The sequence below is a fragment of the Sulfitobacter sp. F26169L genome (assembly GCF_026410285.1).
Classification (GTDB): domain Bacteria; phylum Pseudomonadota; class Alphaproteobacteria; order Rhodobacterales; family Rhodobacteraceae; genus Sulfitobacter.
Genome location: NZ_JAPMLP010000019.1, coordinates 1 through 13,268, shown reverse-complemented (window position 1 = coordinate 13,268; position 13,268 = coordinate 1). Strand labels below are relative to the sequence as shown.

Here is a 13,268-nt window from a genome sequence, read left to right as displayed (position 1 = left end):
TTGATCACAGGCGTTGGAGCCAGTTTCAGGACCACGCGGAAAATTGGCGTGCGCGCGCGCGGCTTTTGGTGTTCATCGAAGAGCTACGCCGCCGTCTGCAAATTGAGGGTGATGCCGACATTGAAGGTAGACCTCTCAGCGAGTGGATTGTTTGGGCCGAAGAACGAGCCCTGTCGCTCGATCCGTTCCATAACGGTCTAAAAGGGCTTTTTGAAACCATCAGCTCCGCCTGATTTTTACATCTTCAAAAATAGTGTAAGCTTCTGTTAAAGCTGTTAAAACCCCAGTGCCCTGCCGTCCAACCTATAGGGTAAACTAAACTGCTATCCGCCTGCCTGGATGGCCTTGGCAAGTTCCATGAATTTGGCGGCTCGCTCATGCAGATAATCAGCTTCGCTTTGATCCAGCCGCGTTGCGGTTATCAGAGTACCCGCTTGGATATTGAGAATGCCGACTCCCGCCGAATCCGGCTTTGCCAATCGTAGTACGGTTAGAAAGCCTCGCTCCTTCTTCCTCGGCAATTGTTCTTTTCCGAAGTGTAAGAAGATAATTCTTCTCTGGTTGTTTTCTTCTGTACGCAAGTACCAAGCTGTTGTGATGTTTAGTCCAGAAATATTAGCCTCAATAGGGCTACGCCCCTGCCAAATGAGCGCATGATCTTCCTTGAGATCAAGGTAGTTTTGGCACAGCACTTTGTATCCAGCAGACTTATTTGCGGAAACGCTAGAATGTAGGTCCAGAAACTGTTTGTCCGTGATCTTCTGCTCTTCAAGGGCAGTCATTGCTTCGCGAAATTGCTTGTAGCGATCCTTGATGGGGTCATAAGGCAGGTTGAAATCGTCAATTATGCTTCGGGCTTTAGCCTTATCCTTACGCTTGTCTCCATACGCAAAATCAATGAACTGACTGATCCTAATTTTCATTTTGCTATCCTACTTGGTTTCATAGGCAACCTTACGACCACACCCCTCCAAATAAAGAGAATTTTGTTGGTCACAGTTGGCGACGTCACAACAGAGCCCTTCAAGCCTTCATGCAAGCTTTTGGTTAAAAGCTCGCATGAGGGTGAGAGCGGACGTTCATGGAGAGCGCAGCGAAATCCCGGTTCGAGCCCAAATTACTTGATGCTGCGCTTTGCACAAATGGCCGCTTTGACGTATCACGACAAAGAAATTACGGGGCCTCATATCAAAATGCAAACTTCGCCACTCGCCCAACCGCTGACACTGCCATGCGGTGCTACGCTAAAGAACCGGATCGCCAAGTCTGCAATGTCGGACTCTCTTGGTGATGGCGCTGGCAACCCAACTGACGATCAAATTAGGCTTTACGAACGGTGGGCCGAGGGCGGTCTGGCGTTGTCCATAATCGGCGAGGTTCAGGGCACAGCCCACTTTGCAGAAAAACCCGGTAACCTCATTCTGAATGACCAGTCAGACAGAGGCTTGTTTGAGCGCCTCGCAAAAGCAGGTGCAACCAACAACGCGCAGCTATGGCTCCAACTTGGACACGCAGGCGCAATGGCAGATGCCCCAATCAGCACACCAAAAGGACCGAGCCTACTTAATCTGCCCGGTCTGACCTGTGGTGCGTTGTCCTTGGACGAGATACGCGCACTGCCCGCCGAATTTGCCCACACTGCCAGCCTTGCGAAAGGACTTGGGTTCGGAGGTGTTCAAATACACGCGGCGCATGGATTTCTGCTCAGTCAGTTTTTGTCACCTTTGTTCAACAAACGAGAAGATGCCTATGGTGGATCTCTGCAAAACCGAATGCGGCTGCTGCTCGAAGTAATCAATGAAGTGCGAAAAGCTGTCGGTCCTGAATTTCCGGTCGGTATCAAGTTGAACGCCACGGATCAGCTCGAGGGCGGTTTTGCTGAGAATGAGGCCCTTGAGGTCGTTGCCGCTGTAGACCAAACGGCAATCGACCTTATCGACATCAGCGGCGGCACATACTTCCCCGGTGCGGCATCCTCGTCTGATCGAGCAGGCTCTGGCCCCTATTTCTTGGAATTCGCAGATCGCGCCCGCGAAAGAACAAAGATACCTTTGATGGTCACTGGCGGGTTCAAAACACGAGATCAGGCCGAAAACGCCATTGTCGAAGGCAAGGCCGATCTCATCGGGTTGGCTCGTGCACTGGTGGTCGATCCGGAACTTCCGTCATTTTGGCTGTCTGGTCAGCGCAGCGAGCCGCAGTTTCCACGTTTCCAGAACCCGCCAGAAGGCGGTGTGACCGCGTGGTACACGATGCAGATCACTCAGAATGCAAAAGGGGATGCTATGCTTTCGCCTGACGATTTAGAAGCGGTGATAGAGGCCTACGAGAGCCGAGACGAAACGAGGCGGCGCACATGGAATTCAAAGCATAGCTGACCTTGGCTCAGCCGCAGCAAGCGTCAGCTTTGTCCGCATAGCGGACCCTCGTGTGTCCCACGCATAAGGTCCGGTTTGTGTCGAAAATGCTTGGCATTTGGGTCGGAATTGCTTGGCGCGGCCTACTGACAAGATTGAGAAAATTCGTCGGGAGGAGTCGGTTCCGCATGGCATTCGACACACATTGTCAGGTGTCAGGCAAAACCGACTTTTGTGTCAGGTCGCTGACCCATCTCGCGGGTGCGAACGCCTAGCGGTCGTTCGTGCGTAGCGCGGCGAACGCCCGGAAAGAGCCCAAAGTTACGTGATGCTGCTACGCGGCCAATGGCCGCTAAGCGGAACTTCGAAAACGGTCGCCAGCATTGCTTTGCCCCTTGCGGCTCCTCGATTGTAGGTATACCGACCTACCTATAATCGGGAGATTCGACATGGCCCTGCCAAGTAAGACACCAAAAGGATCTGCACATGATCGCCTCATGCAAGCCGCCATGATCCTTTTCTACAACCACGGCATCAACGGAACTGGCATAGATGCCATTGTGGAACGCGCAGGCGTGGCGAAAAAGAGCCTCTACAACAACTTTGCCTCCAAGGCTGATCTGGTGAACCAGTATCTCGAAGCACGGCATGCAGAATGGTTAGCGCTCTATGATAGGCGTGTGGCAACGGCAAAAGAGCCCGATCAACGTATCCTTGCGGTGTTCGATGCCTATCAGGATCACGCCGAATTTGCTTACGAGCGGGGGTTTCGCGGTTGCGGTTTGTTGAACGCGGCGGCTGAACTTGAGGCCGACGATGTTGGGCGGACCGCTGTTAGGCGTCACAAGGAACAAGTCGAAAGCATTTTTGCGCAGCATCTCTCGGAACTGCTGCCCGAAGAACCCGATCGTGTGGCGGCTTTGGCCGCACAGATTGCCTTTCTGCTGGAAGGCGCGATGGCACGGGCGGGACTGGAGGGCAGCAGCGCGCGGGTGATCACAGCACGAGCGATGGTCGACGACATGTTGAAGGCGCTTTGAAATGATGCAGGGACAAGCTTGGGGCGTGGTCGCAATACTGTTTGCGGCCGTCGTCTGGGGCACGACCGGAACGGCAGCAACATTTGCGCCCGATGTCAGTGCTGCCGCGATTGGTGCTGCCGCAATGGGGGTCGGTGGCATCGCGCAAGCGTTAGTGGCCGCACGCGGCATCGCGCGATCTCGAACTGCCCTTTGGGATCAGCGTCGGCTTCTGGTGATTGGCGCGCTTTCGGTTGCGATTTATCCTCTGACTTTCTATGGCGCGATGCGACTGGCTGGCGTGACTGTCGGAACCGTCATTACGATCGGGTCTGCTCCACTGCTCTCGGCGCTTATCGAATATCTGCTGGACCGAAGAAATCTGACTTTACGGTGGTCCGTCGGGGCGCTTGTCGGGCTGGTCGGCATGGTGCTGATCTGCGTTGCAGAAAATCTCTCCCACGGCGAAGTGGTTGGTGGCGACTCCGTGCCTTTGGGTGTGCTTCTGGGGCTGACTGGCGGACTAACCTATGCCCTCTATTCCTGGAGCGCGCGGAAAATGATGCTGCGAGGCACGAGGTCGTCAGTTGCGATGGGGGCCACGTTTGGCCTTGGCGGTCTGCTGCTGATGCCGGTGCTGATCGCGACGGGAGGGCCGTTTCTTGCATCTTGGACAAACGCAGCCGTAGGGATCTACATGGCAGCCGTGCCTATGTTCTTAGGCTACCTTAGCTTTGGATTTGGTCTGGCCCGTGTGGAGGCGAGTATGGCAACGGTCATCACGCTGCTGGAGCCTGTCGTCGCGGCGGTTCTGGCTGTCCTCATCGTCGGAGAGCGTTTGCCGAACCTCGGATGGATTGGCGTGGTCTTGGTTGTCGGATGCCTTGTCATCATCACGATGCCTATGTCGCTCGGCGGGCGATTCCGTGCAAAAGCTCAATTTGAGCAATCCTGAACGACTTCTTAGGACTGGTAAGCGGTCACTGTGAGCTGGACTATGAACGGCAGAAAGGTCCGCACACCGGCCTTTGGTGCCTCACGCAGCGAACGTCGGCTTTCGTCTCATGCGAGCTTTATTCTAAAAGCTCGCATAAGTGGCCATGCCAAAAAGCCAACAAAACATGGGGAAAATGCCCAGTCGCGCAACATGTGTCTTTCATCATGCAAGGTTTGTTGGTATTATCCCGCTATAACCTCGCAAGGATTTGCCCGTGAAAACTGCTTCCGAGACCACCTGGAACAAGGGCCGCGTCGTGGGCAAAAAACCTCCGCTGACGCCCGACCAAGTATCGCTGATCCGGATGATCCTGCGCCAGGAAAAAGCCTTGCGTGATCTGGCGCTGTTCAACACCGCCCTCGATACCAGTTTCCGGGGATCGGATCTGGTGCGGTTGCGGGTGGCGGATGTTGGCCACACCTGTCGGGGTGCGCGAGATCGTGGAAATCCGGCAGAAGAAGACCGAAGCCCGCAATGCACGCCCGGTCCAGGCGCGGCTGTCCTCGGGCACGCGCGACAGTCTGCGCACCTATCTCGCAGCTTCAGAAAAGCCGTTGCACGGCTGGCTGTTCACGGGGCAGGGGGCACGGTGGTCCCAGTCCCATCTCAGTGAAAGTCAGCTCTGGCGGCTGTTCAGGGCCTGGCTGGAAAAGGCGCGCCTTGATCCCAGCCTTTACGGTTTGCATTCACTGCGCCGGACCTTCCCGACCCATATCTACCAGCAGACCGGTAACCTGCGCGCGGCCCAGCTGCTGCTCGGCCATGCCAGTATTGAAAGCACTAAGGAGTACATCGGTACCGAACAGGCCGAAGCCCTCGAAATTGCGCGCAAGTATCACCTGTGACGCCCATGCAGACCTATCTTGAGAAACGCCAGCCTGCGCAGAAAATGGCCCGGTTCTACCGGATGTCCGTCATGCCGAACTTGTTTGGCGAATGGACGCTCTACCGCGAATGGGGCCGCATAGGGCAGGGCGGTCAGGTTCGGATGGATTGGTTCGCGGATGAAAATCAGGCCGTCGCGGCGCTGATTACACTGGAAGCCTCCAAGCGTCAGCGCGGCTACTGGGTGGAGCCTCAGCAGCTCGCGATGTTTGGATAACTTTATTGGCCCAATTTACATCTGAGCGGGGTGTCTATATGTCCTTAGGACATATAGACACCCCGCTCGAACCTAATCATGCTTTTGTTTGTTTTAAGAACATCTCTTGACATGACGCCATCCTTACCCCTATGTCCTTAGGACATAGGGGTAAGGATGGCAGATGAATTTTACCGAAGGTCTCGAAAAGGCTATAAATGACAAGGACTTACCAGTCATAACCTTCTACGACTTCTTCGTTCTGGGCTACCACCTGTTTCACAAAAAGGCGCTGAACGGCGAGCCGTTGAAGCGCCTCCCGCACGACTGGGATCAGACACGCGCCAAAAATGCGCTACGGCGCCTTGAGGCACGGAAGGCGCTTGTCATGGACTCTGACTTCCGCTCGGGCGTGTGGCGTGTGACGCAATCAACGAGAGCTGGGTCGGCGGAAGAGGTCGCCTGCATCGCTGATCCTTTCGCCTACGTCTCGCATCTATCTGCCATGCAGCGCTATGGGCTTACTGACCGCAGCCCACAGGCGCTACACCTGACAACCCCCAAAAGACCCCTGTGGAATGCGCTCCGGGATAAACGTCTTCATGTAGACCTGCCCGATCTCGACCAAATTGAAGCGCCCGTTCTGAATAGGCCTGGCTTCAAGGATACGATCCGTCGCCGCCCGATCGTGGTGCATGTATCAAGCCACCCCTGGACACCGGCCCCCGTGAGTGGTGAGGAAACGCGGATCACTTCAATTGGCCAAACCTTTGCTGACATGCTTGCCGAACCACAGCTTTGTGGGGGCATGCGCCATGTTCTCGATGTCTGGGAAAATGAGGCGGATCAGTGGGTGCCCGAAATTATTGCCGCAATTGATCTCCTCGACAGTAAGATCGCAAAAGTTCGCGCAGGCTATATTCTGTCTGAAGTCATGGATATAGATGATCCGGCGCTGCACAACTGGGAGCAGTTTGCTCAACGGGGCGGATCGCGCAAACTCGACCCTGACGCCGAGTACGCCCCTGAATTCTCAGAACGCTGGATGATTTCAATAAATGTCTGACACTGACCCGCACGCGCAAGATACAAAATTCGACATCGTCGATGTTGATGTTCGTGCATGGGTCGAAACCGCGCGTGCAAACCCAACGCTCTATCGAGATCGCCAGGTAACGGAAATTGTCTTGGGGGCAATTGGCCTAGCCCCTTCATTATCGAAGACACTCGTTTTGAAGGGCGGGGCGGTCATGGCCCTGGCTTTCAAAAGCAATCGGGTCACCGGGGATGTTGATTTCACCTCGATGGCAGAGCCCGCCGACCTGACGGAAAAGATCATCACCGAACTGAATGAGGTTCTGCCTCGCACCGCGATCAAGCTCGGCTACCCCGATCTCCTCTGTCGAGTGCAATCGGTGAAGAAGATGCCGCGCGCAGAGAACTTCGAAGATCACGAATTCCCCGCGCTCCGGGTCCGCATTGGCTCTGCCAAGCGTGGCACAGGTGAAGAGGCCCGGCTGGCGGACGGCAAGGCAAGCCGGGTTCTTGATGTCGAGATCAGCTTCCGTGATCAGGTCTATGCCTTCCAGGAGCTGAACCTGCACGGGGCCGGTGTGGCGGTGCGTGCGTTCACCATTCATGAGCTTGTCGCTGAAAAATTCCGTGCGTTGCTTCAGCAACCCGTACGCAAGCGCAACCGGCGACAGGATGTCTACGACATCGCATTTCTGATTGGCGAGCATGATTTCAGCGGCGCTGACAAAACAGCCATCTTGACCACATTGATCGAGAAATGCCGCAGCCGTGGGATCGAGGCCAAGCCAGAGTCCATGGATGACCCGGAAATCAAGCAACGCGCCCAGGCCGATTGGGAAACGCTCGCCCTCGAAATTGGTGACCTTCCGCCTTTTGAAGAGCGCTTTGCTCTCATGCGCGATCTCTATGTTTCGCTGCCATGGGACAGTATCAAGAAAGCCCTTTAATTCATGAATTTGTTCAACCGTAAGACCCTGAAGCGCCACGTCAAAGCCGATCCGATCCCGTCAGACCACCTGGCTGCGCTGGAAGCCTGGGCAGAGTTGATCAGCTCTGGTCGGATTGAACGCCTGAAGGAAACCGCCCTGCATGGGCAGTTCGCCTCCAAGATCGTTGAAGGTGTTCTCGGCTACCACGGCCCGGCTGGCGGGGCAGATTACAACGTCTCAACCGAACAAAATATTCTGCGCGGCAGCGTCGATCTGGCGCTTGGCCGTTTTGGCGGCAAGACGCCTGACATCGTGGCACCATTTGAGCTGAAGGGCGCGGATACCCGCGACCTCGATGCAATCATGCCGGGCCGGAACAAGAGCCCCGTTCAACAGGCGTGGGAATACGCCATGAACGCGCGCGGCGTAAAATGGGTGTTGGTCTCGAACATGATCGAGCTGCGCTTCTACGGCTTCGGGGAAGGCACCTCGGCCTACGAGGAATTCCGCCTCGACCAGCTGACAGACCCGGAAGAATACGCGCGCTTCATGCTGCTCCTGTCAGCGGAAAACCTGCTGTCTGGCCGCACGGCTGATCTGCTGAAAGAAAGCCGCCGCGAAGACAAGGACATCACCGACAGCCTGTATCAGGACTACAAGGACCTGCGCCTCAAGCTCCTGAGCGCTGTCCAAAAAGCCGATGCCGCGATCGCGCCCCTCGATGCGATTGCCCTCGCGCAGAAGATCCTCGATCGGGTGCTATTCATCGCCTTCGCCGAAGATACCGGTCTGCTGCCAGACAACACGCTGGAAAACGCCTTCGTCGCGCGCGACCCTTACAATCCTCGCCCCGTCTGGGACAATTTCAAGGGTCTGTTCCGCGCCATCGACGAGGGTAACAACGAGCTGAAAATCCCGCGCTACAACGGCGGCCTGTTCCGTGAAGATACGGTGATCAACGGGCTCAACATACCCGATGACATCTGCGAAGGGTTTAAAACCCTGGGCGAGTATGACTTCGCCTCCGAAGTCTCGGTCACGGTCCTCGGCCACATCTTTGAACAGTCCATCGCGGATGTGGAACGCCTGCAAGCGATCGCGCGCGGTGAAGAGGAAGAACCCGAGAAAACCACCGGCACAAGCGGGCGGCGCAAGCGTGACGGGGTGGTCTATACCCCTGATTACATCGCGCGCTTCATCGTGGCCGAAACTCTGGGCACGCATCTGCGGGAAATCTTCGACGACACCTTGCGCGCTCACGCCAAGAAGGGCGCGGATATCACCGACTACGAAAACATTCCTTGGCGAAAAAAGTCGGCCGAGCTGGAAGCCTGGCAAGCCTATCGCGATCGCCTGAAATCCTTGCGCATTGTCGATCCCGCCTGTGGCTCCGGTGTGTTCCTGATCATGGCCTTCGACTTCATGAAGGCCGAATTGACCCGCGTGAACGACAAGATCAAAGACCTGCTGCCCAAGGCCGAGCATTTTGGCGATCTGCTCGACTATGTCCCCGACAGCGAAATTCTGACCGACAACCTCTTCGGCGTGGACGTGAACGAGGAAAGCATCGAGATCACCAAGCTGTCGCTCTGGATCAAGACCGCCCGGCGCGGCAAGGTTCTGGACAGCCTGTCGGGCAGCATCCGCGTCGGTGACAGCCTGATCGAGGACAGCAACTTCGCCTATCTCGACCACGCCTTCACCTGGGAAACGGCCTTCCCCGGCGTCTTTGCCGAAGGGGGCTTCGACGTGGTCCTGGGCAACCCGCCCTATGTGCGGATGGAATTTCTGAAGCTGCTGAAACCCTATCTGGAAAAGCGCTATGAGGTCGTTTCCGACCGGGCCGATCTCTACTGCTATTTCTACGAACGCGGCCTGCGCTTGCTGAAGCCGGGCGGGCGCTTGGGCTATATTTCCTCGAACACCTTCTTCAAGACCGGATCAGGCAAGCCCCTGCGCGAATATCTACTGAAGGAAGCCACCATCGAAAGCGTGGTCGATTTTGGCGACCTGCAAGTCTTCGAGGGGGTGACCACCTATCCGGCGATACTGACCATGAAACGCGGGGTCGCGCCCAAGGGGCATGAGCTGCGTTTCTGGAAAGTAGATGCCCTGCCGGAAAACAACTTCCTCGCCACCTGGGAAGCTGCCGCCGGCCCATATCCACAAATGGCCTTGGGTGCCGGGTCATGGGAACTGGAAAACCCCGCCCTGCGCGCCCTGCGCGACAAGATCAGGACAGGCAGGAAAACTCTAAAGGACGTTTACGGATCACCGCTCTACGGTATCAAAACAGGCCTGAACGCTGCCTTTGTGATCGACAATGCCACCAAGGAGCGCCTCTGCGCTCAAGACCCAAAGTCTGCCGAACTGCTGAAACCCTTCCTCGAAGGCAAAGACCTGAAGCGCTGGCGGGCCGAACCGCGCGGCCTGTGGCTGATCTACATTCCCAAGAACCGGATCGACATTGACGATTATCCCGCCATCCGGGAATGGCTGCTGCCCTTCAGGGACAAACTGGAAAAGCGCGCCACGAAACAGGAATGGTTCGAGCTCCAACAGGCGCAGGAGGCCTACTTGCCTTACTTTGAGGGCGCAAAGGTGCTCTACCCTGAGTTTTGTAATGTGCCACAGTTCCAGTTGGAAGACGGGCATTTTACGAACAACAAATGCTACTTTATCGGTTCAGACGACGCATGGCTCGCAGCTTTCCTGAACTCCAAGGTGGCCTGGTTCACGATCACTGGAAACAGTGTTCCTGTTCGTGGTGGTTTCCATCAAATGCACTCCCAGTTTGTCGAGCAAGCAGTGATACCAAAAATTTCAGCTGAGCAGAAAGCCGACCTTGAGGGCCTAACCAACAGTTGCCAGACAGCGGCCCAGAAACGCCTAGCGCTACAAACCGCTCTCACGCGCCGCCTACCAGACCTCTGCCCGCCTGGACGCGAACCCAAGCTGACCAACAAGCTCAAGGAATGGTGGACACTGCCCGATTTTGCCGCCTTCCGCGCCGAGGTGAAGAAGGTCTTCAAAGCCGACATCCCCCTGACCGATCGCTCCGACTGGGAAGACTGGATCAACCGCGACCGCGCCGAAATCGCCCGCCTGACCGCCGAAATCGCCCAGGCCGAAGCCCAGATCGACAGCATCGTCTATGATCTGTTCGATCTGACCGAAGACGAAATCGCGCTTCTGGAAAGCGTAGGTTAGCCATGTGTTTGCAAACCAATATTCATTATGGAAGGCGCACTCTTGGACACATCAAACATTCCTCCCTCGATCCGCCGCCAGTGGACGCAGCCTGATATACCAATAATCGTTCGCTCTGGCCTGAAAGGCGACAAGCTGACGGCCCGTCTGCCGTATCGCGCTGACAATCGCCAATGGCTCACGGGCTTGGCGACGGGCAACCGCAGGCCAACAATCCGCTTTGCACATATGGAAAAATCCTGGAAACTTCCCCTGAGCTGGCTCAACCGCTTCGTAGATGGTGCGTTGGATCGCTATGGTCGGGTCTATGTCGTTCAGCCATTTCGAGAAATGGAGAAGTGCGCACCGGCCTGTCGCAATGCAGTTGGGCATGACTGTCAGTGTTCGTGCATGGGCGCAAATCACGGGGCAGGTGACGGCAACGGCTGGTTTGATGTGTCAGACACGTTCTCGTTTCGATGGGGACCGCAGGAAGCCGCGATCCGCCTTATGACTCGCCGCACCTGATCCGCGTCAATCCTCGAAGAACCGTCCGTCGATAGCTTTGGAAAAGCGCAGGAACGCGGTCACGCTATCAAACACGAAACGGGCTTCTTCCATCTGCACTAGGTCGCGATTGTCGTGCGCGAACGACTGGTCGTTGCGGACCGGATTCATCGCTTCAAAAACACTGATGGAGCTTTTCACAATACGTTCTGAAATCGGATTCAGGTTCTGCTGCTCGCGCAGAATCTTTACGTATTTAGCCACCCGTGCGTGAAGCGCATCGTCCTTGCCGCACTCTCCGCCACCATGTTTGCGGACAAGAGACGCAAAGCGCTTCATGCAATATGTGTGAAGGCGGTCCAGAGCTGCCTGTGGCTTGTTCGCGTCCAGATCGCGGCGTATTGAAGCAACAAGCTCTTCCAGCGTTTCATTCGGCTCAAACGTCTCGATTGCAGATGTGTCAATGGCGTCCGCACGCCCCTCGATACGGGCAACAATGGAAAAATAAGACTCCTTCAGCTTGCCCTCGTTCGGCACAGATGGCGCAAACCCTATTGCCTCCCGATATTCCCACATTTCGCGCAATATCTTCGCCACAAGCGCCGGTTGGGCACGTTCAATAAACGAACGCAGTCTCTTTGCCTTTGACGTTCCACGACCGTTAAAGAGCTGCGACTGGTCTTCTGGGTCAATAGCAATCGTTTCATAAAAGAAGTCATTGAAGGTGCGGTCGCTGAAATCCAGGACATATCCCGAATCCATTCCAAGCGCCTGCTCCAGTGCCTCGCGTTCGTGGCGAGGAATCAGCTTCTCATATGTTTTGCTGGCTATCATGCCGTGCAAATACTGCACCAAACGACAACAATCGAGACTGTCTTCCGTCATCAACCAGATTCAGCACGTAGAATCTGCCTGCGTCGTCCCGGCGACAGACCTCTGTTGATATGGCAACTGAGATATCCAGATGCGTCGCCTCCGGGCATCCCATGCCCGTCCGCGCGAAGCGCCGGGCCTGTCGGAGGGTGGCCTTCAGGCTGCCCTCCGACAGGTCACCCTGAAACCATCCACGGCCAGGATCAAACCATAACGCAAAAGGCCCCCGCCTGCTGACGGGGGCCTCGATCATTCGGCTTGATTGAATGCTATTCAGCGGCCATCCTGTCGGCCCGCGCGGTGCGGGCCATGATGTAGTCCACGGCCTTCTGCGCCTCGGACGCGGCCCGGAAAATCGCGCGGCTGTCTTCTTTCATCGCCTCAAGCCACCCTTCAACATAGGCGGCGCTCTGGTCGAACTCAGGTTCCACCCCGATCTGTGCGCAGAGCATGCAGTTGCCAATCTCCGCGACCAGCTCCTCGAAGGCGTAGGCCTTGCGATCATTGAACCGACCCAAACGGTCCAGCCGCTTTGTCGCCCCTGTCCAGTGGGTCAACTCATGCGCCAAGGTGCCGTAATATCCTGCGGCCTTGTGAAACGTGCCAATCGGCGGCATGTGAATCCGGTCTGTCTTGATGTTGTAATAGGCGCGCGGCTCCTCGGTGCTGTCGATCTGCGCACCGGTTGCGGCAAAGAACGCCTCCAGCTCGGGGTCGACCACGGTGCCAAGATCACGGGGCGGATCAGGCAGGATGTAGAATTCGGCGGGCAAGCCCTCGATTTGGTCGGCATTAAACACGCGGTAGGCCTTGGCATAGGGAATCTGGCGTTCCTCGCCGTTCTCGTCCTCGCGCTCGACGGTGCCGTATTTCACGACGGTAGCGGATTTCTCGCCCTTGCGGACATGGCCCCCCAGTTGCTTGGCCTGATTGAACGTCATCCAGCGGGCTGAACTGTAGTCCTTGGCCATCGCCGTGGCCCAAAGCATCAGGATGTTAATGCCCCGATAGGCTTCGCCGTTGAACCGTTCCGGCAAGCTAACCGATGCCCCGCTGCCGGTCCAAGGCTTGCGCCAGGGCGGCGTTCCCGTCTCGATCTGCGCGATGATCTGATTGGTGACATGGGTGTAAACGTCAAACTTTTCTGCGGTCATTTGTGACCCTCCTTTGAGTGACGCGGTCCGGGCCTCTTCCCCTTTCCGCCAATGGGCGGGCCTTCCTGTTCTGTTGTTTGGAATGCCCATGCATTCCGAACGGCAGAGCAGGTAAGGGCAAAGCCCG

At 56.4% G+C, this 13,268-nt stretch carries 13 protein-coding genes; 10 read left to right on the top strand and 3 right to left on the bottom strand.

Annotated features, from left to right (window positions below; translation table 11 throughout):
- Positions 1-233 (top strand): hypothetical protein (locus OS189_RS18460; RefSeq protein WP_267168803.1); only part of this gene is annotated, 233 nt, incomplete at its 5' end.
- Positions 234-323: 90 nt separating this feature from the next.
- On the opposite strand, the gene OS189_RS18455 is transcribed toward OS189_RS18460, so the two are convergent.
- Positions 324-923, bottom strand: a complete 600-nt coding sequence (locus OS189_RS18455; protein ID WP_267168802.1) for a hypothetical protein — start codon at positions 921-923, stop codon at positions 324-326.
- 66 nt (positions 924-989) lie between these two features.
- On the opposite strand from OS189_RS18455, the gene OS189_RS18450 reads away from it, so the two are divergent.
- From OS189_RS18450 to OS189_RS18410, 9 genes are all read left to right on the top strand, one after another.
- Complete coding sequence (locus OS189_RS18450) at positions 990-2,378, top strand: NADH:flavin oxidoreductase/NADH oxidase family protein (protein WP_267168801.1); 1,389 nt, start codon at positions 990-992, stop codon at positions 2,376-2,378.
- Positions 2,379-2,806: 428 nt separating this feature from the next.
- Positions 2,807-3,397 carry a TetR/AcrR family transcriptional regulator gene (locus OS189_RS18445; RefSeq protein ID WP_267168800.1) on the top strand — a complete coding sequence of 197 codons (591 nt, stop codon included), beginning with the start codon at positions 2,807-2,809 and terminating at the stop codon, positions 3,395-3,397.
- A 1-nt stretch (position 3,398) separates the two neighbouring features.
- Positions 3,399-4,331, top strand: coding sequence for a DMT family transporter (locus tag OS189_RS18440; RefSeq protein ID WP_267168799.1), 933 nt, complete (start codon positions 3,399-3,401; stop codon positions 4,329-4,331).
- Positions 4,332-4,783: 452 nt separating this feature from the next.
- Positions 4,784-5,218: a tyrosine-type recombinase/integrase gene (locus OS189_RS18435; RefSeq protein ID WP_267168798.1), complete on the top strand. Its 435-nt coding sequence runs from the start codon at positions 4,784-4,786 to the stop codon at positions 5,216-5,218.
- Positions 5,219-5,223: 5 nt separating this feature from the next.
- Complete coding sequence (locus OS189_RS18430; RefSeq protein WP_093039345.1) at positions 5,224-5,475, top strand: WGR domain-containing protein; 252 nt, start codon at positions 5,224-5,226, stop codon at positions 5,473-5,475.
- A gap of 163 nt (positions 5,476-5,638) precedes the next feature.
- Complete coding sequence (locus OS189_RS18425; RefSeq protein ID WP_037275345.1) at positions 5,639-6,520, top strand: type IV toxin-antitoxin system AbiEi family antitoxin domain-containing protein; 882 nt, start codon at positions 5,639-5,641, stop codon at positions 6,518-6,520.
- Positions 6,513-7,436 (top strand): nucleotidyl transferase AbiEii/AbiGii toxin family protein, encoded by a 924-nt coding sequence (locus OS189_RS18420; RefSeq protein ID WP_267168797.1) that lies wholly within the window; start codon positions 6,513-6,515, stop codon positions 7,434-7,436. The genes OS189_RS18425 and OS189_RS18420 overlap by 8 nt, the downstream gene beginning before the upstream one ends.
- A gap of 3 nt (positions 7,437-7,439) precedes the next feature.
- Positions 7,440-10,628, top strand: a complete 3,189-nt coding sequence (locus tag OS189_RS18415) for an Eco57I restriction-modification methylase domain-containing protein (protein WP_267168796.1) — start codon at positions 7,440-7,442, stop codon at positions 10,626-10,628.
- A gap of 27 nt (positions 10,629-10,655) precedes the next feature.
- A complete protein-coding gene (locus OS189_RS18410) occupies positions 10,656-11,135 on the top strand; it encodes a hypothetical protein (protein WP_075571754.1) in 480 nt (159 codons plus the stop codon).
- A gap of 6 nt (positions 11,136-11,141) precedes the next feature.
- On the opposite strand, the gene OS189_RS18405 is transcribed toward OS189_RS18410, so the two are convergent.
- Together OS189_RS18405 and OS189_RS18400 are read right to left on the bottom strand one after the other, a co-directional pair.
- Positions 11,142-11,948, bottom strand: a complete 807-nt coding sequence (locus tag OS189_RS18405) for an abortive infection family protein (RefSeq protein ID WP_267168795.1) — start codon at positions 11,946-11,948, stop codon at positions 11,142-11,144.
- 308 nt (positions 11,949-12,256) lie between these two features.
- Positions 12,257-13,141, bottom strand: coding sequence for an ArdC family protein (locus tag OS189_RS18400; RefSeq protein WP_267168794.1), 885 nt, complete (start codon positions 13,139-13,141; stop codon positions 12,257-12,259).
- Positions 13,142-13,268: the final 127 nt, after the last annotated feature.